At 40.6% G+C, this 20,030-nt stretch carries 19 protein-coding genes and 2 riboswitches; of the genes, 6 read left to right on the top strand and 13 right to left on the bottom strand.

The window, feature by feature from the left end:
* The first annotated feature begins 51 nt into the window (after positions 1-51).
* On the top strand, positions 52-1,386 hold the full coding sequence (locus ACFVAD_RS03560) for a DUF2254 domain-containing protein (protein WP_386636179.1): 1,335 nt from the start codon (positions 52-54) through the stop codon (positions 1,384-1,386).
* Between the two features lie 114 nt (positions 1,387-1,500).
* On the opposite strand, the gene ACFVAD_RS03555 is transcribed toward ACFVAD_RS03560, so the two are convergent.
* The 3 genes from ACFVAD_RS03555 to ACFVAD_RS03545 form a co-directional block, all read right to left on the bottom strand.
* Positions 1,501-1,959: a hypothetical protein gene (locus ACFVAD_RS03555; protein WP_386636177.1), complete on the bottom strand. Its 459-nt coding sequence runs from the start codon at positions 1,957-1,959 to the stop codon at positions 1,501-1,503.
* A gap of 16 nt (positions 1,960-1,975) precedes the next feature.
* Positions 1,976-2,740: a hypothetical protein gene (locus ACFVAD_RS03550; RefSeq protein ID WP_386636175.1), complete on the bottom strand. Its 765-nt coding sequence runs from the start codon at positions 2,738-2,740 to the stop codon at positions 1,976-1,978.
* Between the two features lie 173 nt (positions 2,741-2,913).
* Entirely contained in the window at positions 2,914-3,036 is a 123-nt protein-coding gene (locus tag ACFVAD_RS03545) for a DUF6254 family protein (RefSeq protein WP_386636173.1), read from the bottom strand.
* A gap of 115 nt (positions 3,037-3,151) precedes the next feature.
* Here ACFVAD_RS03545 and ACFVAD_RS03540 point away from each other — a divergent pair, with 115 nt between their 5' ends.
* The 3 genes from ACFVAD_RS03540 to ACFVAD_RS03530 all read left to right on the top strand — a co-directional run bounded on the left by ACFVAD_RS03540 (position 3,152) and on the right by ACFVAD_RS03530 (position 4,762).
* Positions 3,152-3,763 carry a CPBP family intramembrane glutamic endopeptidase gene (locus ACFVAD_RS03540; protein ID WP_386636171.1) on the top strand — a complete coding sequence of 204 codons (612 nt, stop codon included), beginning with the start codon at positions 3,152-3,154 and terminating at the stop codon, positions 3,761-3,763.
* A gap of 433 nt (positions 3,764-4,196) precedes the next feature.
* Positions 4,197-4,385 carry a hypothetical protein gene (locus ACFVAD_RS03535; RefSeq protein WP_386636169.1) on the top strand — a complete coding sequence of 63 codons (189 nt, stop codon included), beginning with the start codon at positions 4,197-4,199 and terminating at the stop codon, positions 4,383-4,385.
* Positions 4,361-4,762, top strand: a complete 402-nt coding sequence (locus ACFVAD_RS03530) for a hypothetical protein (RefSeq protein WP_386636167.1) — start codon at positions 4,361-4,363, stop codon at positions 4,760-4,762. Before ACFVAD_RS03535 ends, ACFVAD_RS03530 begins: the two co-directional genes overlap by 25 nt.
* A 63-nt stretch (positions 4,763-4,825) precedes the next feature.
* Here ACFVAD_RS03530 and ACFVAD_RS03525 read toward each other — a convergent pair whose 3' ends face one another.
* The 4 genes from ACFVAD_RS03525 to ACFVAD_RS03510 form a co-directional block, all read right to left on the bottom strand.
* Complete coding sequence (locus ACFVAD_RS03525) at positions 4,826-5,848, bottom strand: YkvI family membrane protein (RefSeq protein WP_386636165.1); 1,023 nt, start codon at positions 5,846-5,848, stop codon at positions 4,826-4,828.
* A gap of 155 nt (positions 5,849-6,003) precedes the next feature.
* On the bottom strand, positions 6,004-7,209 hold the full coding sequence (locus ACFVAD_RS03520; RefSeq protein ID WP_386636163.1) for a homoserine dehydrogenase: 1,206 nt from the start codon (positions 7,207-7,209) through the stop codon (positions 6,004-6,006).
* Complete coding sequence (metX, locus tag ACFVAD_RS03515) at positions 7,202-8,302, bottom strand: homoserine O-acetyltransferase MetX (protein ID WP_386636161.1); 1,101 nt, start codon at positions 8,300-8,302, stop codon at positions 7,202-7,204. Before metX ends, ACFVAD_RS03520 begins: the two co-directional genes overlap by 8 nt.
* A 21-nt stretch (positions 8,303-8,323) precedes the next feature.
* Positions 8,324-9,643 carry an O-acetylhomoserine aminocarboxypropyltransferase/cysteine synthase family protein gene (locus tag ACFVAD_RS03510; protein ID WP_386636159.1) on the bottom strand — a complete coding sequence of 440 codons (1,320 nt, stop codon included), beginning with the start codon at positions 9,641-9,643 and terminating at the stop codon, positions 8,324-8,326.
* A gap of 184 nt (positions 9,644-9,827) precedes the next feature.
* A riboswitch (SAM riboswitch) is annotated at positions 9,828-9,949 on the bottom strand.
* Between the two features lie 159 nt (positions 9,950-10,108).
* Positions 10,109-10,213: riboswitch (SAM riboswitch) on the bottom strand.
* 214 nt (positions 10,214-10,427) lie between these two features.
* On the opposite strand from ACFVAD_RS03510, the gene ACFVAD_RS03505 reads away from it, so the two are divergent.
* On the top strand, positions 10,428-12,551 hold the full coding sequence (locus ACFVAD_RS03505; RefSeq protein ID WP_386636157.1) for an ATP-dependent Clp protease ATP-binding subunit: 2,124 nt from the start codon (positions 10,428-10,430) through the stop codon (positions 12,549-12,551).
* 515 nt (positions 12,552-13,066) lie between these two features.
* Here the strand turns inward: ACFVAD_RS03505 and ACFVAD_RS03500 are convergent.
* The 5 genes from ACFVAD_RS03500 to ACFVAD_RS03480 all read right to left on the bottom strand — a co-directional run bounded on the left by ACFVAD_RS03500 (position 13,067) and on the right by ACFVAD_RS03480 (position 18,500).
* Positions 13,067-13,345: a hypothetical protein gene (locus ACFVAD_RS03500; protein WP_386636155.1), complete on the bottom strand. Its 279-nt coding sequence runs from the start codon at positions 13,343-13,345 to the stop codon at positions 13,067-13,069.
* A gap of 76 nt (positions 13,346-13,421) precedes the next feature.
* On the bottom strand, positions 13,422-14,342 hold the full coding sequence (locus tag ACFVAD_RS03495) for a polysaccharide deacetylase family protein (protein ID WP_386636153.1): 921 nt from the start codon (positions 14,340-14,342) through the stop codon (positions 13,422-13,424).
* Positions 14,343-14,446: 104 nt separating this feature from the next.
* Positions 14,447-15,937, bottom strand: a complete 1,491-nt coding sequence (locus ACFVAD_RS03490) for a UDP-N-acetylmuramoyl-L-alanyl-D-glutamate--2,6-diaminopimelate ligase (RefSeq protein WP_386636151.1) — start codon at positions 15,935-15,937, stop codon at positions 14,447-14,449.
* Positions 15,938-16,188: 251 nt separating this feature from the next.
* Positions 16,189-17,883, bottom strand: a complete 1,695-nt coding sequence (locus tag ACFVAD_RS03485) for a M3 family oligoendopeptidase (RefSeq protein ID WP_386636149.1) — start codon at positions 17,881-17,883, stop codon at positions 16,189-16,191.
* Positions 17,884-18,047: 164 nt separating this feature from the next.
* Positions 18,048-18,500 (bottom strand): MarR family winged helix-turn-helix transcriptional regulator, encoded by a 453-nt coding sequence (locus tag ACFVAD_RS03480; RefSeq protein WP_386636147.1) that lies wholly within the window; start codon positions 18,498-18,500, stop codon positions 18,048-18,050.
* A 337-nt stretch (positions 18,501-18,837) separates the two neighbouring features.
* Here ACFVAD_RS03480 and ACFVAD_RS03475 point away from each other — a divergent pair, with 337 nt between their 5' ends.
* The gene (locus tag ACFVAD_RS03475) at positions 18,838-19,569 is read left to right on the top strand and encodes a ZIP family metal transporter (RefSeq protein ID WP_386636145.1); all 732 of its coding nucleotides are present in this window, start codon (positions 18,838-18,840) and stop codon (positions 19,567-19,569) included.
* Between the two features lie 23 nt (positions 19,570-19,592).
* Here the strand turns inward: ACFVAD_RS03475 and ACFVAD_RS03470 are convergent, their stop codons facing one another.
* Positions 19,593-19,772 (bottom strand): Spo0E family sporulation regulatory protein-aspartic acid phosphatase, encoded by a 180-nt coding sequence (locus ACFVAD_RS03470; RefSeq protein ID WP_386636143.1) that lies wholly within the window; start codon positions 19,770-19,772, stop codon positions 19,593-19,595.
* Between the last annotated feature and the right edge of the window lie 258 nt (positions 19,773-20,030).

The raw sequence follows: 20,030 nt of genomic DNA, 5'->3' as shown, positions 1-20,030 counted from the left end.
TTCATCGTAACAATCTACTATCTTTTACTATGAAGGAAAGAAGGAATGTAAATGGCAAAATCAGCTGCACTTTTAAGGATAAAAAGCAGCTTTTTGTATCTACCAGCGTTCTATGGGATACTTTCTGCCTTCTTGGCAATTATAACGTTATTTGTTGATCATCTACTACTCGAATCAGGAGGAAGGAGCACTTGGATTCCCATTATTCTTTTATCGGATATTTCTCTTTCGCAAACGATACTTAGTTCAATCGCTTCATCTTTACTGACGATGACTACCATCACTTTTTCCACGATTCTTGTAGTGCTGACCACTTATCTGTCGCAGTTTTCACCAAGGGCTCTGCAAAATTTCATTACAGACCATGCCACTCAAAGGGTGTTAGGTATCTTTACCGGTGGTTTTATCTATTGTATTCTTTTACTGCTTTTACTAAAAGAGACCGAGGAAAAGCAACTATTCCTTGTCCCTGCATTCGCCGTTGCCATTGCCATACTCTGCTTGATTGTCTTCGTCTTCTTTATCCATCATGTGACAACATGGATTCAAGTGAGTAATCTACTGCACAATATAACTGTGAAAACCATTGGTAGTATGGAAGACCGTTTCCTGAGTAAAGAAAATGCACAGATTGATTCTCCATGGGATGATTGGGAAAGCCAAGATATTGCAACAAAAAAACCGATTATATATATGAGCGATAAAGCAGGATACATCCAATATATAGATATCCCCTCATTGGTAGAGACTTCTTGCAAATACGAATGCATTGTAAAGGTAGAACGTAAGCAAGGGGACTATGTAAACGGAGATACTCCCTTGTTGGCCATTTATAAAAATGAAAAGGATATTTCTAAAGAATTATTCATGTCCCATATCTCAGTATCCCTTGCACGTGCACCCTTGGAGGATGTAGAGTTTGGCATACGAAAGGTTACAGAAATTGGTGTGAGAGCGCTTTCAGCAAGCATAAATGATCCGATTACTGCCATACATTGCATCGAGCAATTGAGCACCATACTTTCTAGACTGAGTTCCATGCCTGAAGCCGCACCATACTTTAATGATAAAAATAGAAATTTGAGAGTGATAGTACGTAATCCTGATTTTTTTGAATACCTGAATATCTCATTTTCCTCCCTCATACGCTACGGGAAATCGGATTATGATGTTGTCACTTCTTTATTTCATGCACTTACCATTATCTCCAACCATTCTGATGGACCCAGAAAGGAGGAGATATGGAAGTTTACCCAACACGCAATTGAAGCGATGAAAAGTGAAAATTACCTTGATATGGAGAAACTCCGACTTAATCAGAGCTTGAAAGAATTATTGTTTTCACTGAGTAGGTCAAAGGAGTTTACCCATGTTATGTTTCAATAATTCTAATCTCCTACCTTTCCCTCTGTCCACAACCTTCTGACTAAAAAGGGTAGGATGGGGGGGTATTCCAACAAAAAAGGCACCTATTTCAGGTACCTGATTTTAGTAGCCTTTTTACCTTTCCAACACACCTACACCTAGAACAAGATTATTCCAGAGGACTTTTTCTATCTTTTCCTGTTTCTCCTTTTCACAACGTATCAACAAAATTAAATCTGCATCCGATCCACGCTTCCTCATATTCTTCTCACTTTTCTTCGTAGTATAGTAGTCGACCAGAAACCCTAATACCACTCCAAAGACCAATCCAATAAGTCCGCATAGAATTGGTCCCAAATATAAAACATATCCGTAAATAACACCCAGCAGCATAAAGATGATTCCAAAAATTGCGGATAGATCCAATAAACTGCGCCCATCTGAACGATGCATCGAATCAATCAATTTGGATTGGTATTTGACCTTATCCAAAGGAATAACAAGCAACTGATCCTTGGATAGACCGAGCTCTTCCAATTCACGTAATGTAAGTTCCATTTCCATGTTATATTTAAAGGTCGCGAAAATGTACATTACATTCATCTCTTTTCTATAATGGCATTTTAAAATTGAGATCTTGAAATTTTTCCTTCAGCTCCCTGCTCATATACCGGTCTAGGAGCTTATTGATTTCAACGGCGCTTACATAGGAATCATATGCTGCAAAACAATAGATTGATGGGATAAATAGAAGCCATTGAGGGATTAGTGCCTGTCTGGCATGACTGAAATCTCCCATTAATGTAAAGTGGATGGCAGTGTATACATTCGCCTGGTATGTGATAATCATCCACCACGTTAAGATAAATATAACCGATAGAATTCTTGTAACGTATAAATTTCCTAGTCCTGGTGTCAACAGCGACCAGAATAAAGCAAGGATCGGGCTCTTTTTATCCATAAGATTAATTTCAAGCGAACTTGTGTTTTTGATGATAATCGGAAAATTATCCCGATATGCCATGGTATAATGCTTATTCATTTCAATGGTTAAACGATAGCTGTCCCAAATCGAAAAGACGTACATGCTTATGTATAAAATGATCCAACGCTGATCTAAAACCCCCACCGCCTCCTCAAACCTTCCTATCATGGAAAGATAGATGGCTTCGTTCAGATGGGCAGCGTTGTTTATCAAGACTTCCCAGGAAATTAAAATGAATGCCGTCAAATACTTATTTAACATAAAATGTCCAAAGCCGGGGAAAGAAGCGGCCCACCAGGCCACAACAAAAGGTTTGCGGTAATGAAGTATGCTCGTTGTAAACGGACTGATTATCGCAGCATATCTCTTTTTCTTGTAGCTTTCGCCCATTCTGCCTACCCCATTCACCTGTTTTTTCTTCCCATAGTATGCGATAGAAGCCCGGCCACTATACAGCTGTAAATGAAAACGGGACATAAGAATTATTTTTGAGATATCTTTAAAGGTGAATAAAATAAATGGCACCCCAAAATGGATGTGCCATTTATTTTAAGAGATTTTATTTAATGGCTCTTCTTTCCCGCTTCATCCGCTAATTGTTCGAAGCTCTTGACTTTTCCATGCCCATTTTGTGATTGCTTTCGTACTTTTCTTTGTCGTTCCTGCTGACTCTTTGATTGTGTCATCCTTATCTGCTCCTTTCGCAAGCTTGTTCTTATGATTTGTTTATGGAAAAACAATTATTCGACAGACATGTTCTTCTGCTACAATAGTTGCAACAACAAAAAAGGAATGTTGATTATGAATTCAATTAAATCAATCCTGCCCTTGTGGATATTGGCCAATATCCTGATTGGTATCAGCTTTACTTTTAGCGATTTTTTTTGGCATTTATTCCCGCTAGCATTAACACTTCTACTTTTTATAAGCCTGAAATTCACACGCCAACGTGATATTTCACTGATACCTTCCATTAAGTCTGTACTCATTGGTGTCGTTTCAGGCAGTTTGCTTTATCTTGTTTTTTTCTTGACCTATTTTGTTATCAAGCTCTTTGATCTTCCTTTCCTTACACAAGTTAAAGGATTATATACGATTGTGGGTCCATCAGAGATATGGCATTATCTGCTACTGGTACTCATTATTGTACCGGGTGAGGAGATTTTTTGGAGAGGATATATTCAGGGTTCAATTTCAATATGGAAAAACGGTCCTGCAGGTGTTATGATTTCTGCCTGTCTTTATGCATTTGCACATTTATGGTCCGGAAACCTTATGCTTATGGCTGCTGCTTTTACAGCAGGTATCGCCTGGGGGGCATTATTCGAATGGAAACGATCTTTGGTGCTGATCATTATTTCCCATTTGGTGTTTGATATCTGGTTGCTTGTCGTGATGCCTTTGAATTTTTAATAATTGTATATTTACCCTTCTCCCCTCAATAAGGTAAAATTATTTCTTGGATAGGCTCTGTTCGTAAAGATTGTTGCTTTTAGCATAGGACTGGACTAAAGATAAGATGTCAACATTAAACACCCTGTTGGTCTCCGTTCCAGGTGTTCGCTTTCCGCGGGCGGCCTCGGGAGCCTCCTCGGCGCTTTGCGCCTGCGGGGTCTCCCTTGACACGCTGCTCCCGCAGGAGTCTCACACCTTGCACTCCGACCAACAGGGGTGCCTCATAGTTAAAAGTTTGCCATACTAAATATACAAAAATTACATATTATATAAATTTTCATTTTAGTAGCGAATTTAATTTTTTTTGAGGCTCTTCCTAATAGCAAATAATGTATAACTCGTGAGTTGATTGTAGTGGAGGACACTTGACTCCTGCGGGAGAGTAGAGGGCATGGGAGACCCCACAGGCGAAGCCGAGGAGGCTCCCATCCGTCCCCGCGGAAAGCAAGTGTCCGGAACGGAAATCAACGGGCTACATTTAATGTTTACATTTATAGAAATAGCAACAATGAATGCGAAAACAGCCTTTGGAAAATGGAAGAAGGAGGAACAAGTATGGATGCCATATATCTATTTGTGATAGCAGCTGTTGTCGCATGCTTTGGAATAGCTTTACTGCTCAGGTCAAGTATGGAAAGGCTGGCTATGCACCCGGAGAACATCTCTCAAATACAAACAAGGCTTTTTATGTTTGTAGCATTTATTGAAGCTCTTCCGATAGTCTTGATTGTTTTTGGATTTATGACATTGGCTGATTCTGACGCAGACCTGATTATCCCATTAGTGATAGTCGTCGTTAGTGTTGTGATAAATGCCATTTTAAATCTTCTAAAACGAAATGAACTCACAGCGAACTACCCGGAAGTCAAAAGTACGATTAATTCCCTTTTCCTTGTAGGAAATGCTTTAATGGCAGCAATTCCTGTTGTTGCAATAGTAGCGATGTTTGTAAGATGACAACAGGAGATAATCTAAAAATGAAGACAGGCAGGGAAACCATGAACGGTTTTCCTGCCTGTCTCATTTCCTCACAATCAAAAGTATCAGAAATGCGATACTTATATAGCCGAATAGTGGATAGAGGTGTTCAATTAAACTTCCATAGCCAATCTGGCTGATCGTATATATGATTGAAACCAGAACAATCGTTACGATATAGCGTGGAATATTCCACATGCTTTCCAACTGACGTTGCAAACCGAAAATATCGCTGACAACAGAAGTAAAAATCTCTCCGTAAATGACAAACACATACATACCGAAAAAAGAGATCATCCCAAGCTTCACAACCTCTGCCATAGGAATTTCAAACGTCTGGAAATTCGGCAGTGAGGCGATGGAGATATGACAGGTTATCAAGATGAAGCAAAGGACAAGGCCACCTATAAAACCGCCACGTTTAATGACCCATTCATCATCGACCTCAGTTGCAAGAGGTACAAGAACAGGCTGTGCCATTGCCAAGTTGAAGGCGACATACGTAACAGGGGAAATCCACCCCTTCCATGACGGCTGCTGCGATGCTAGGGTCAGGAAATCGAGGCCGTGCTCCATTAAGGCATTTCCCGCAATGAAAAAACTAAAAGCAATCATGATAGGCACCACCACAATGTTGACACCCACCAACCCTTTGACACCTATTAACACAACACACACAGCCAATCCGACTGTCAGCAATAACCCAAGCTGATAATGCCAGCCCAGCTGTTCTTCAAATACAGCACCTGCCCCGGACAGCATCACTGCTCCGACGCAGGTCAAAATGATGAGCATGAAAAGGTTGACTACTGTACCCGCAGACACCCCAAACAGATACTCATTAAACTCTTTATAGGAAGTCGCCTTTATCCTCTTGGAAACCAGCATCATTTTCGTGCCAAGCCAAATGAATAAAAACCCACTGATTAAGATGGAGAAGAAACCTATCCAACCATATTGGGTGAAAAATTGGACAATCTCTTTTCCGGTTGCAAAACCTGCTCCCACTATTGTCCCAACATAAACCGCACCTATCTGAAAGGCACCAAGCCAACTTCTACTCAACCGCGCCCCCACCCCTAAACTATTTTTTTGCGTCCTCTCCACATTGAAAATGAAAAAACTGCTTGTCACATTATATGAGACAGGCAGTCAGGAAAGAAGCGTTTTTTGATAAGGGCTTTTTAAACATTCCGCTAACAAGTATTTGCTAGTAACTATTAAACTTGGAGGGGCAATTTCTTTCTTTCATACCTCCCTTTTAACGGGAATATGGTTGCACTCGAACCTTGTGGCACCACTGAAGGAATATCCTCACCCTCTATAATCCAGGCTGTATCATCCAGCTTTTCGATGACCGAAATGCTTTGTCCGAAATTTTCTATTTTAGGATATTCACTAAAGATAACCCATTGTAATAAAGAATCCTGGTCAGCAACAGAATCTTTTGCCGCAGGAGATGCTTTGGGTTCTTTTTCCAACTGAATGATGTCTTCTAGGACTGCACTTGCTGTAGGAAACATGCCAGCCCCTGGACCCTGCAGCTGCAAAGTCCCCAACAGATCGGTTGTAATGGAAACACTGTTTTGAACCCCTTCGACTTGATAGAAAGGATGGGATTCTGATACAAGAACAGGTTCCACCTTACATTGGATTTCATTGTTTGACTTGAAAAGAGTGACCACATGTTTGAACCTCAAATCCGCTTCCTCTGCAACCTTCATATGCTGCGGCTGAATGTGTGTTATTCCCTTTCTTTTGACGCTATCGATACAAGGCTGATCTCCATAAATCAGTTGACTCATTACTAAGCCTTTATAAAGAGCATCATATCCTTCAATATCATTGGTAGGATCAGATTCAGCATAGCCATTTTCTTTTGCAAGCTGGAGCGTCTCAGCAAATGTGCTCCCCAACTTTCTCATATTCGTTAATATGAAGTTGGAGGTTCCGTTAAGAATACCCTCGATTTTTAGAAAATGATTGACCTGAAGAAGCTGGCAAATTGTTTGGATGATGGGGATTCCTCCTGCGACGGTCGCCTCATAGCCCAATCCAACTCCTTTTTCCAGAGCCAGAGCCTGCAGCTCGGTTCCATGAAATGCAAACATTTCTTTATTCGCAGTAACAACATGACAACCCTTATCGATTGCTTTTTTCAGATAAGTGAATCCAGGTTCCCTGCCGACAATTGCATCAATGACAATATGAAGATCCGGAAGTGATAAGATATCCTCAAAGTCCGCTGTAAGTAGGACCTGTTCATCCGGCGCCACATGTTTTTCTAAATTTCGAACAAGAATGGCAACAACTTTAACCTCTTTTCCCAATAACCTCTGTAAACGGTTTTGATGTGATTCAATCGTACGATATACCCCCTTACCAACCGTTCCATATCCCAATAGGGCCACATTTATTTTAGACATGTGTCACTTCCTTTCTCTCTTTTTCCTCAAGCAATCGCTTTACTTCCATCCCCCATTTGTCAAACTCAACCAAGAAGCCATCATGTCCGAATTCTGTTTCAACCTCAACAAAATTTGCAGATATTCCATGGGCTTTCAGTTCCTCCACTGCTTCTCTTATCATACTGGTGGGATAAAGCAGGTCTTTTGAAAAGCCTATCATACACACTTTGCTGTTAATTTGGCTCAGTGCTTGCCTCCAGCCATTTCGTTCCCAGCCAATATCAAACTGGTCCATTGCCCTCAAAAGACAAAGATAGCTGTTGGCATCAAAACGTCGTGCGAACTTCTCACCCTGGTATTTCATATAGGAATCCACCTGATATTCAATGTCGGAATCCCCATGCGCATGTTTTTGTTCCCTGTTAAAACGATGATTGAATAAACTTGAGGAGCGATATGTTACCAGACCAACCATTCTGGCTATTTCAAGACCTTTCAATATTTCATTTTCCTGATAATCTCCATTATTCCAACGTGGGTCTGATATAATGGCGCTTCTTCCAATACAGTTAAAAGCCAGTGCATAATCAGTAAAATAAGGAGTTACAGCCATAGGAATAAGAATATCTGCATAATCCGGATATAATACTCCCCATTCGAGCACCTGCATTCCCCCTAAAGAGCCTCCAATAACAGCTTTCGCTTCGGAATACCCAAGCTCCCTTAATGCCAAATATTGAGCATGCACCATATCTCTGATTGTAATGGACGGAAACTTGCTTCCGTATTTTTTACCAGTTTTTGGATCTAGTGAGGTTGGACCTGTGGAGCCATTACACCCTCCTAGAACATTCATCGTTATTACTTGATAGTCATTTGTATCAATATAGGATCCGGGACCGATAAAGGAATGCCACCAGCCTTTTTCTTCCTCGGATCCTCTTGCAAATTGGTTTCCTGTCAAGGCATGACAGACTATAATAAGTTCTCTATTCTTATTTCCAACCCTTTCATAGGCAATTTCCACTTTCCCCAATACTTCTCCACTCTCAAGCACCAGTCGCTCGATCCCTACACTACCGGCAGTTGTTTTGCAATCACACTCTGTCACTGTCCTTCCACCCTTTTCATATCAGATGCTTTCCACTTTCAAAGTGGATTTTCCTGTTGCTGTGAAAAGTGCCTGGTCCAGATCCTTTTTCAGATCTTCGATGGATTCAATTCCTACAGATAGGCGAATCAAATCTTCTGTTACGCCTGTCTTTTTCAAATCTTCCCCTGTAAGCTGCTGATGAGTGGTTGATGCTGGATGAATAATCAAGGATTTAGCGTCTCCTACATTGGCTACATGTGACCAAAGCTTGATGGAATCAATGGCTTTTCTTCCCGCTTCTCTTCCACCTTTAATTCCGAAATTTAGAATGGAACCATATCCGTTTCTCAAATACTTTTGAGCGGATGCATGCGCCGGATGTCCTTGAAGACTAGGGTGGGATACCCACTCAACAGCGGGATGATCTTGTAGGAATCTTGCAAGCTCTGTTGCATTTTCGTTATGCTTTTCCACCCTTAGGTGAAGCGTCTCCAATCCTTGTAGAAGAAGAAATGCACTTTGAGGACTTAAGCATGCGCCAAAATCGCGCAAAAGCTGGACACGAAGCTTAACAGCATAAGCAAGGTTTCCGAAGGCTTCTGCATAACGAATGCCATTATAGCTTTCATCCGGTTCAGTAAAGTCTTGGAATTTAGGATTATCCCAGTTGAATGTACCTCCATCCACCACAATTCCTCCGATTGTCGTTCCATGGCCGCCAATCCATTTAGTTGCCGAATGCACCACAATATCCGCTCCCCACTTGATCGGATTGCAAAGATATGGAGATGCAAAAGTATTATCTATAATGAGTGGTATGTCATGATCATGTGCAACATTGGCAACACCTTCAACATCTAAAACATGTAAGCTTGGATTTCCAATGATTTCGCCGAAAATCGCTTTGGTTTTTGGGGTTATCGCCTTTCTGAAGTTCTCAGGATCCGTTCCATCCACAAAGAGCACTTTTATCCCATACTTCGGCAATGTGACAGCAAATAGATTATAGGTTCCTCCATACAGATTTCCTGCTGCAACGATCTCATCACCGGCATGGGCAATGTTTAATATGGCAAATGCTATTGCAGCCATGCCGGAGCTGGTTGCAACGGCCGCCACTCCACCTTCCAACAGCGCAATTCTCTTTTCCAGCACATCGACTGTCGGGTTTCCAATTCTCGTATAGATGTTGCCGAATTCATTTAGGGCAAATAAATTCTGGGCATGCTCAGTATCATTGAACACATACGATGTTGTCTGATAGATGGGAACTGCTCTGGAACCGGTAGTCGGATCAGGAGTTTGCCCTCCGTGTAACAATAGCGTTTCTAATTGATAAGCATCATTTGTATTGGTCATGTCATTACCTCCGTTTTTAATTTTTAATAAATGCTACCCTTAAAATAAGTGAGTGTTCCGTATTCCTGTTGATTTCCGTTCCAGGTGTTCGCTTTCCGCGGAAAGCGAAGCCTAGTGCGAAATCAACAGCGGTGTTATTACCGCTAAAAATAAAAACCCCTTCATAAGAAGAGGTTTTTTCCTCCTCTTATCTGTCAGGCGCATAGTCCGCCTGCAGGAATTAGCACCTTTTCAGAAATAGATTAACTGTTCCTGATGGTTGCCGGACTTCATAGGGCCTGATCCCTCGGTCACTCTCGATAAGAGATATTCAGTTTTTTGTTCATTACGTTAATTCATTAAATGTATGATTGATTTACTATCTACCATATTGAGTAATAACGGATAATATTACTTTTAATTTTCCCCCTTTTTGAACAGATAAAAAGCCTCTTCTATAAGAAGAGGCTTTCATTGAAGGTCCTCTTCTTATCTCTCAGAAAAAAATTCTGCAGAAATTAGCACCTTTTCAACATCATTGAAGGTTGCCGGGCTTCACAGGGTCTGTCCCTCCACCGCTCTTAATAAGAAGTTTTGCTATTTGATTTTAAAAGAAAAATACTTTTTGCAATTATAACAACAGTCTCAAGCTGAAGTCAACAAACTTTTCTAAATATACCGAATAAATAATATCTATTATTTACCAACAGGCAAAATACTTGAAAGTCAAAAAAGGTCAAAGTATACTATGGCTAAACCTTAATGGTCAAAGAAAGTCAAACAATTCTCAAGGAGGAAGCAAAGAATGATTTGTCAAAAATGCGAAGAGAATCAAGCAACTATTCATGTTAAGTTCCAATTTAATTCAGAACAAAAGCAACTTGTCCTATGCTCATCCTGCTTTGAAGAAGAAAGAGCAAAATTACAGACGCCGTCTGGATTCTTGCAAGGATTTTCCGGACACACTCCATTTTGGGAGCATGATCATCGACCTAATAAAGAGTCAAATTCCAAAGATTCTAAAGAGTCCAGACACGGCGGTGGAATTCTGGACAAATTAGCCAAAAATGTAACGAATCTTGCTAAAGCAGGATTGATTGACCCTGTTGTGGGAAGAGAAAAAGAAATCAAGAAAGTAATTGAAATTCTAAACAGACGAAACAAGAACAATCCCGTACTAATCGGGGAACCTGGAGTAGGTAAAACAGCCATTGCAGAAGGACTTGCACTTAATATTTCTACCGGAGATGTTCCTGCCAAGCTTCAGAATAAAGAAATCTATCTGTTGGATGTCGCCTCACTTGTTGCCAATACAGGTATTAGAGGTCAATTTGAAGAAAGACTGAAGCAAATCATCCACGAACTGCAGGAAAGAAAAAATGTCATCCTTTTTGTGGATGAATTGCACTTAATTGTAGGAGCAGGTTCTGCGGAAGGGTCCATGGATGCAGGTAATTTGCTGAAACCGGCATTGGCCAGAGGTGAGTTGCAGCTCATCGGGGCTACAACCTTGAAGGAATACCGGCAAATAGAAAAGGATGCTGCATTGGAACGACGCTTTCAACCTGTTATGGTAAAAGAGCCTACTCCTGAAAAGGCTATTGAGATCATTAAAGGTATCCAATCCAAATACGAGGAATTCCATCAGGTTTCCTATACTGAAGAAGCGATAAATGCCTGCGTCAGCCTGTCACACCGCTATATTCAGGATCGTTTCCTGCCTGATAAAGCCATTGATTTGCTTGATGAAGCAGGATCTAAGAAGAATTTAACCTTGGATGTAATGGACGCGGAGAGAATTAACTACCGACTGGCACAGATTGAAAATGAAAAACAAAAAGCTTTGGATGAAGAGAAATACGAATACGCTGCAAAGCTGAGAGATGAAGAAGCAAAACTTGAGCAGAGTAGAAATAGCTCCACTGCGAAAAAACTTGAAGTTACACTGAATGACATCTATGCAATCATAGAAGAAAAAACTGGCATTCCTGTTGGAAAACTGCAACAGGAAGAACAAGTAAAGCTTCGTGATCTCGAGGCAAATTTAAATAAAAAAGTGATTGGACAAAAAAATGCAGTCCAAAAGATTGCAAAAGCAATTCGCAGAAGTCGTGCAGGTCTTAAAAGAAAAGAACGACCTATTGGTTCCTTCCTTTTTGTCGGTCCTACTGGGGTTGGTAAAACAGAGCTTACCAAATCACTTGCCGAAGAGCTTTTTGGTTCAAAGGATGCATTTATCCGTTTTGACATGAGTGAATACATGGAAAAGCATTCAGTATCCAAACTAATTGGATCTCCACCAGGGTATATCGGGCATGAGGAAGCTGGACAGTTGACAGAAAAGGTTCGCCGCAACCCTTACAGCATTGTACTGCTTGATGAAATGGAAAAAGCCCATCCTGATGTGCTCCAGCTGTTTCTTCAGGTAATGGAGGATGGCAGGCTGACGGACAGCCAAGGAAGAACTGTCAGCTTCAAAGACACTGTGATTATCATGACAAGTAACGCAGGTGTTACAGACAAGAGGATTACAGTAGGTTTTGAGAAGCACGAAAATACAGTGCAAGGTTCTATACTGGATTCCTTGTCGTCCTATTTCAAACCGGAGTTCCTTAACCGATTTGATAATATCATTGAATTTGCAAAGCTTGAAAAAGAGCATATGCGTCAGATTGTCGATATTCTGATTAATGATTTGTCAGGTATGCTGATCGAAGAGCATCAGTGTAAACTCTATTTATCGGAAGCTGCAAAGGAATGGTTGGCTGATAAGGGCTACCATCCTCAGTTTGGGGCTAGACCATTACGCCGACTTATTCAGGAACATGTAGAAGATGCCATCGCTGATATTTTACTGGAGCTTGATTACATCCCTACTTCTCTTCAAGTGGAGGTTGAACAGGAAGAATTGAAAGTAAATGTTAACTAATTTGCGATTTGAGGCTTGTTGGTCACCATTTTCTAATTGGTGACCAACAAGCCTTTTTTATTTAGGCTCTTTTCGTAAAGTTTGTTGCTTTTTGCATAGAGCTGGGCTAAAGATAAAATGTCACCATTAAACTCCCTGCTGGTCTCTGTTCCAGGCATTCGCTTTCCGCGGGGCGCTGCTTGAGCCTCCTCGGCTTTGCCTGTGGGGTCTCAAGTCAACCGCTATCTCCCGCAGGAGTCTCACACCTTGCACTCCAACCAACAGGGGTGAATAATAGTATAAAATCTGCCTTTCTAAAATTTGAAAAATTGGACTTTGTCTCATTTTTTCATTTCAACGGAGCAAATAATGTTATAAAAACTGAGTTGATTGTAGCGGAGGACACTTGACTCCTGCGGGAGAGTAGAGGGCATGGGAGACCCCACAGGCGAAGCCGAGGAGGCTCCCATCCGTCCCCGCGGAAAGCAAGTGTCTGTAGCGGAAATCAACGGCTAAATTTAAAGACTACACCTTATCTAAATAGCAACAATGGGATTGCGAAAAGAGCCTTTATTTATAATGATCAGACGAAATCCACGGCTTTTGAATTCAGGCACACGATTACGCCTTCTCTGTTTCTGCGTATTATCATTCTTTAATCCCAATTGATATTCTTCTTTCGAATTTTTTATCAGGACAATAACATACGGATTTGGCATCTTCTCTTGAGCTTGATCTATTTTGATTATTGATTGACACGCAGAAAAGTTTAAAAACAGCATTGCCGAAAATAAAAGATGACAAAAACAGGCCACGACATCAACCTCCCTCTGTTATCGTGACCTGCATCAAATTTTTTATGTAGCTGTAACTGAATTGTAATAGATTATATTATTCCAGTTCATAATCCTGTAAGTGAACAAAGCTGAAGCCCTGTTCCAATAAATTTAGAACTGCCATCTTTACTCCTTCAGCTGTCCCGCTTTCCGGGTGATTCATGTGAAGGATCACAATCGATCCGGAAGTTGCCTGAAGGATGGATTCTTTCACTTGATCCGCGGTAAAAGTGGCTCCAGCATCACCTAGAATATCAAAGTTCACTACTTCCAAACCAAGGTCCTGGGCTATTTTAACCGATACATCATCGTAAAAAGCAGTTCCCGAGCGAAAATGTTTTGGAAGCTTTCCTGTATGCTCCAATATCATTTTCTGATTCCCGATAATTTCCGCTACGATTTCCTCTTTTGAAGCTGTACTCTCTATGCCCCAGGCAGAACGGGGGATAGTGGATAAAGGCCGGTGTTCTGTACCATGATTTTCTATCGTAAATAAAGAATTGTTTGCAAGTTCCATAAAAATAGTGGGCTGCGCTTCTATCCATCTGGCATTCAAAAATAGGTTCGCCTTAATGTTATGCTGATCCAGGAAACTGATCAGTTCATCATCATATCCGCTGCCATTTTCTCCTCCGCATGCATCCAATGTTAATGCTATGACTTTTTCATCGGTTTTCATCCTTGTTTTTACACCTGTAACAAATTCATGGAATTCATTGGACTCCCCATAATCACTATGGTTCAGAACTTCATTTTCCCTTTTTGTCAGTTCCTCCAAGGCCTCTTGCTTGTGGAGTTCTTCCTCCGTCAGTTCTGGCAACTCCTCCACCTTTGTTTCTTCTCTTTGAACAGGTTTCTCCTCTTTTACTTTTTCATCCCCTCTTACAGGTTCCTTTGTTGTGCTCACTTCTAGACCACTACAGGCAACCAACAATAAGATAGAGATGAAGAAAACTCCCCCAATGGTTCCCCTCATATCAACATCCCTTTTCGACAATTTACTTCATAATAAATAAAAAAACTGACTGAAGCATTATTCATGGAAACCCATGCACTTCAGTCAGTTGGTATGTGTAAAATCTATGTTGTCGGAATACTTTCTGTAAGTGGATATGTTCTGATTGCCCTTAATGCTACTTCCCCATCGTTAAAAGGAACAGACTCTGTACCAATCAATTGGTAATTTTCATGTCCTTTACCTGCTATTAATACAACATCGTCTTCTTTAGCAAGTTCGATGGCCCTGAAAATCGCCTGTTCACGGTCACCGATACATTCAAACCTGTCATCCACTGCCCCGGCGGCCATTCCGTTGATGATTTCATCATATGGCTCGTCCAATGGATTATCGGTGGTGAAGATGACGTAATCTGATTTCTCTGTTGCAATCCTGCCCATCTTTGGACGTTTATCCTTATCTCGATTACCGCCTGTCCCAATAATGGATATGATACTCCCTTTGGAGAACATCTTAATACTGTCGAGCACCTTCCCGATTGCATCCTCCGTATGGGCATAATCAATAATGACATTTCGTTGATCCCCTGTGTGCAATGTTTCCATCCGGCCACTAGGTGGTGTTACCTCACTTAGATGTTTAAGAATTCTAGCAAAAGGCATTCCTTTGTCCCAAAGTACACAGATAACGGAAAGAATATTGTAAACGTTGAATTCACCTACAAACGGTACTTCCATTCTGTACTCCCCAAAATCCGTATGTAAAGTGAAGGCTGTTTTATTTTCGAAAAACTCCAGATCACTCGCTCTGAAATCAGCATCATTGTTGATCCCGTATGAAATGATTCTGGCACTCGTCATACTGATATAATCCTTGGAAGCATCATCATCCATATTTAGAATTGCCGCTTTGTCTTTACGGAGATCCTGTCCGAGCTGGGAAAAGAGCAGCCCTTTTGCGTTTTTATAATTTTCCATGGTCCCGTGAAAATCCAAATGGTCCTGTGTCAGATTGGTAAACACACCATTCTGGAACTCCACACCAGCCAAACGTCCAAGCAGAAGTCCATGGGAGGACACTTCCATTACAACATCAGTCACACCTGCATCAACCATGTCCTTCAACATTCTTTGCATAGTCAGTACATCACTTGTTGTGTTCTTGCTTTCGAACTTTTCCCCATCGATATCGATTTCAATCGTACCACTGAGGCCCGTCTTATATCCTTCATTTCTCATCACTGAATTAATGACGCTTGTCACTGTCGTTTTCCCATTCGTTCCTGTAACTCCGACAATTCTAAGCTTGGTGGAAGGGTAGTCAAAAAATGCATTCGCAAGCTGGCCCAGTGCTCTTTCCGTATCTCTCACCTTCACATAGCAGACATCTTCATGCAGCATTTCCGGCAGATCCTCTACCACGATCACTTTCGCACCTTTTTCAATGGCCGAGGAAATATATCGGTGGCCATCGACTGTATATCCTTTAATACAGACAAAGACGGAATCCACTGTTACCTGTCTGGAATCGGAAAAAATATTAGAAATGGAAATCGGGAATTCCCCATAGATTTTTTGTGTTTGCACTTTTGAAAATAAAGAATTTGTATTCATAGGGTCACTTCCTTTTCTGATACTAAATATTATTTTTAAACGAAGTCAATGCGTCTTATTGTAGTATCTTCAATTAGTTGAATATGTATTTAACCGAATATTGACAAATAATAACTATAATCAATATCGAAGCCATTTATTCACTATATAACTACCATTCTACAAAAGTAAAGGGAAAAGGGAAAGTAGAATGTTGTCGGAAATGCCCTGAATTCGTTGGAAAAAGCTGCCGATATACCGACAGCTTTCTTTTATAATACTTTATCATCTACACTGTTCAGATAGTTTTCAATTTCCCCTACAACTGATTCCACACAGCCATCCTCGAATGGAGATCGAAGTTGCGCGAATTTTACCAATTCTGTGAAAGATTTGCTTCCTCCCAATTTACAGAGCTCTAGATAGGATTTCCATGCTTCTGCCGGGTTCTCCTGTGAAAGTTTCCAATATTGAAGTGCGCAGATTTGAGCCAATGTATAGTCAATATAATAGAAAGGCGTTCGGTAAATATGACCTTGGCGTTGCCAGAAACCGCCAGATTGCAAATAATCATTTCCATCATAATCTCGGTTTGGAAGATATTTATCCTCAATTTCCCGCCATGCTTTGTTTCTCTCTGCAGGAGTTGCTTCCGGATTCTCATAAACAAAATGCTGGAATTCATCCACCGCTACACCATAAGGCAGGAATGAAATTGCACTGCTCAGATGGGAGAATTTATATTTATCCGTATCTTCCTTAAAGAAAAGCTCCATCCATGGCCATGTGAAGAACTCCATACTCATCGAATGGATCTCACATGCTTCATAGGTAGGCCAATTATATTCAGGCACATCGAAATCTCTGCTCATGTATACCTGAAAAGCGTGTCCCGCTTCATGTGTCAATACATCGATATCGCCGCTTGTACCATTGAAATTCGAGAAGATATAAGGTGTTTTGTAGGTTGGGATATAGGTACAATACCCTCCTGCTTCCTTCCCTTTTTTCGCCACTAGGTCCATCAGGTTCTTGTCGATCATGAATTGGAAGAACTCTTTTGTTTCCTGTGATAGCTCCTCGTACATCTTGCTTCCATTCTCAATAATCCATTCAGGAGTCCCTTTTGGTGTAGCATTTCCGGTTTTGAATTTAAAGCCCTCATCGTAATACTTCAAATCCTGGACACCAATGCGCGCTTGTTGTCTTTCTTTCAATTTTTCAGTTAATGGAACAATATATTCCTTCACCTGATCACGGAATTTGGCTACCATATCAGCATCATAGTCTGTACGTGTCATTCTTGCATAACCAAGCTCAACAAAGTTCTTGTATCCAAGTTTTTGGGCAATCTTGGTGCGTAGTTTGACCAGTTGATCAAAAATATCATCAAATTCTTCTTTATTCTCATTAAAGAAGCCGAACTTCGCTTCACTTGCCTTTTTACGCATTTCTCTGTCTGTCGACTCCGTAAACGGGTCCAACTGCGCCAACGTCAACTCTTTCCCATCGAATGAGATCTTTGCTGATGCGATTAGCTTGGAATACTTTGTCGTAAGTTTATTCTCATGCTGAAGGTCTTCTATGATGGAATCATCAAATGTTTTCAATTCACATTCAGCCAATGAGAAAAGCTGAGTCCCCCATTTTTTCTCCAGCTCATTCCGGAATGGAGATTTAACAAGTGCTTTATAATATTTTGTATCCAATGCTTTTGTCAAGGGCTCTACTTCGTCCAGAAAATCTTGTTCTTCCTTGTAGAACTCATCTGTAGTATCAATGGAATGGCGAATGTACACTAGATTAAAATCCGTGCTTAACTCATTTCTGATTTCATTGATTTCCTTGATCGCTTCCTCCTGCTCCTGAGCGGAAGTAGCCCCCTCGAACCTAACCAACGCAGCATTATACCTGCTCTCGACCTCATCCATATTTGGCCGTGTATATGCAAACTCTTCAAATCTCATAATAAACGTCCCCTTTATAAACAATATTCACCCTTTAATATTCTACATAAATCGGCATTATCCTGCCGGGGTCTGGCCCTTTATTTATGGCCCTTTATTTATGGCCCTTTATTTAATGGCCTTTGATTGGCCCTTTATTAAACCAAAAAAAAAACTGACTCCCGTCAGTTTTTTTCTGTTTGGGCAGCAAAGTGCCCGAGTTTTTTAAAGAGGTCGATTGCCTGCTCTTTTTCTTCTGTTTGAAGTCCGGCAAGCAGGTTGTGTATTTGTTGTTCATGCTGCGGAAAGATGTTTTGGAGTAGATTTTTTCCTGCCTCCGTAATCTGTGCATAGGTCACTCGGCGATCTTTTGCACATGCTTTGCGGGCAAGCAACCCTTTGCCTTCTAATTTATCCACTACATAGGTGATACTTCCGCTTGCCAACAGGATCTTCCCACCTATTTGCTGCAACGGCTGATCGCCCTTATGATAGAGAAGCTCCAACACTGCGAATTCAGTTGGATTCAGGTCAAAGCGTTGAATGGACTGATTGGCTTTATCATTAATGGCTCGGTATGCTCTGGAAAGTACAATGAATAATTTTAGGGAGACATCTAAATCGTTTCTATTTGTCATGATCTTCATTCCTTTTTCAAATATCTTGAATTAAAACCAATGTTATAGTAAACTTCTTCATTCGTCAATCCAAGTTGAAAAATATGTAATTCCTTCTTCCTTAACTATAAATTGGTCGATTCGGCAATGTTAAGTAGAAGTATGATAAAATATGGAACAATGGGGAATGAACATTTTCCTTGTAGCTTTCCCTTTCATTTACTCGATATCCTAATTTTTATATAATCAAAAATAAATTAACACCAAAATAAAAAACTGCTTCGAGCAGTTTTATGCAGCCTTTTCTGAACAATCAATTTACTTACTGGCAAAGAAAAGCCTTGAAAGGAAACTAGTGATGAATGAAGCATTAACAGGCAGCATCCTTGCTGCCATGTCTACAGGTCTAGGAGCATTACCGATTCTCTTTCTTAAAAATTCCATTTCACACAGATGGAAGGATATACTATTAGCGTTCACTGCCGGCATCATGATGGCAGCCGCCACCTTAAGCCTTATACCTGAGGCACTAAACTACGGAGGGATCCTCCCCTTATCGATAGGACTATTATTGGGTGTCTTTACCTTAACATTGCTGGAAAAATCCATTCCCCATATAGACCTTGAACATAATAGAAAAGGTATCGAATTCGACCAGAAAGCCATGCTTATCGTTGCAGCCATCACACTGCACAATATACCTGAGGGGTTGTCTGTTGGGGTCAGTTATGCATCGGATGCAAATGATACGGGAAATTTGATCGCTTTTGCGATTGGTTTACAAAATGCTCCTGAGGGATTTCTGGTTGCGCTTTTCCTCATGAATCAAAAAATCAATCGAGTTAAAGCATTCCTTGTAGCTACATTAACCGGAGCAGTGGAAATTCCAATGGCCTTATTGGGCTTTTACCTTACTTCCATCGTTTCGAATTTGGTACCTTATGGTCTTGCGTTTGCGGCAGGAGCGATGCTTTATATCATTTATAAAGAACTCATTCCTGAGAGCCATGGTGATGGATATGAAACCACTTCCACCTACTCTTTCATCTTTGGGCTTTTATTCATGATCTGGCTGATTCAGATCTTCTAACCATTCTCTTTTGGAATGGTTTTTTATATGGACTTCTTTTGGTAGATCATTTTTTGATACTCATAAATTAGCTTGTCTAAATCCTGGCTGCATTTAATTGTTTGATCACTGATATAACCCGTTTTATTGGCCAAAACAATCATAGAGTCCCTTTTCTCTTTAATGAGAATCAATAGGTTCTCTACATACCCTTCATACGACAATGTAATTCGCTCCTTTTATCTCTCTGCTCTCCTTTTCGAATTATTACAAAAATTTCTATTAATGTAAATAGAATCGCAATATTAGACAATCTTTTCACAAAGTTTTTTCACCCGACCGCATGAATACACAGATTTTGTGCAAAATGAAAGTAATAAAGGATATTTGCCAGCAAAAAAATATTAAAATGCGAGAATCTTGTCGAATGGAACCTCACCAAAATCCTAATAACAAACCTTATACAGCATCTTAGAAATGAG

The sequence above is a fragment of the Sutcliffiella sp. NPDC057660 genome, from assembly GCF_042800035.1.
Taxonomy (GTDB): Bacteria; Bacillota; Bacilli; order Bacillales; family Bacillaceae_I; genus Sutcliffiella_A.
The sequence above is the reverse complement of the archived record's forward strand: the minus strand, read 5'-3'. Positions and strand labels throughout refer to the sequence as shown.

Excerpts from the sequence above, each read along its gene's own strand:
- ACFVAD_RS03560 (WP_386636179.1), top strand. The coding sequence starts at position 52 with ATGGCAAAATCAGCTGCACTTTTAAGGATAAAAAGCAGCTTTTTGTAT.
- ACFVAD_RS03555 (WP_386636177.1), bottom strand. The coding sequence starts at position 1,959 with ATGTACATTTTCGCGACCTTTAAATATAACATGGAAATGGAACTTACA.
- ACFVAD_RS03550 (WP_386636175.1), bottom strand. The coding sequence starts at position 2,740 with ATGGGCGAAAGCTACAAGAAAAAGAGATATGCTGCGATAATCAGTCCG.
- ACFVAD_RS03545 (WP_386636173.1), bottom strand. The coding sequence starts at position 3,036 with ATGACACAATCAAAGAGTCAGCAGGAACGACAAAGAAAAGTACGAAAG.
- ACFVAD_RS03540 (WP_386636171.1), top strand. The coding sequence starts at position 3,152 with ATGAATTCAATTAAATCAATCCTGCCCTTGTGGATATTGGCCAATATC.
- ACFVAD_RS03535 (WP_386636169.1), top strand. The coding sequence starts at position 4,197 with ATGGGAGACCCCACAGGCGAAGCCGAGGAGGCTCCCATCCGTCCCCGC.
- ACFVAD_RS03530 (WP_386636167.1), top strand. The coding sequence starts at position 4,361 with ATGGATGCCATATATCTATTTGTGATAGCAGCTGTTGTCGCATGCTTT.
- ACFVAD_RS03520 (WP_386636163.1), bottom strand. The coding sequence starts at position 7,209 with ATGTCTAAAATAAATGTGGCCCTATTGGGATATGGAACGGTTGGTAAG.
- ACFVAD_RS03510 (WP_386636159.1), bottom strand. The coding sequence starts at position 9,643 with ATGACCAATACAAATGATGCTTATCAATTAGAAACGCTATTGTTACAC.
- ACFVAD_RS03505 (WP_386636157.1), top strand. The coding sequence starts at position 10,428 with ATGATTTGTCAAAAATGCGAAGAGAATCAAGCAACTATTCATGTTAAG.
- ACFVAD_RS03495 (WP_386636153.1), bottom strand. The coding sequence starts at position 14,342 with ATGAGGGGAACCATTGGGGGAGTTTTCTTCATCTCTATCTTATTGTTG.
- ACFVAD_RS03490 (WP_386636151.1), bottom strand. The coding sequence starts at position 15,937 with ATGAATACAAATTCTTTATTTTCAAAAGTGCAAACACAAAAAATCTAT.
- ACFVAD_RS03485 (WP_386636149.1), bottom strand. The coding sequence starts at position 17,883 with ATGAGATTTGAAGAGTTTGCATATACACGGCCAAATATGGATGAGGTC.
- ACFVAD_RS03480 (WP_386636147.1), bottom strand. The coding sequence starts at position 18,500 with ATGACAAATAGAAACGATTTAGATGTCTCCCTAAAATTATTCATTGTA.
- ACFVAD_RS03475 (WP_386636145.1), top strand. The coding sequence starts at position 18,838 with ATGAATGAAGCATTAACAGGCAGCATCCTTGCTGCCATGTCTACAGGT.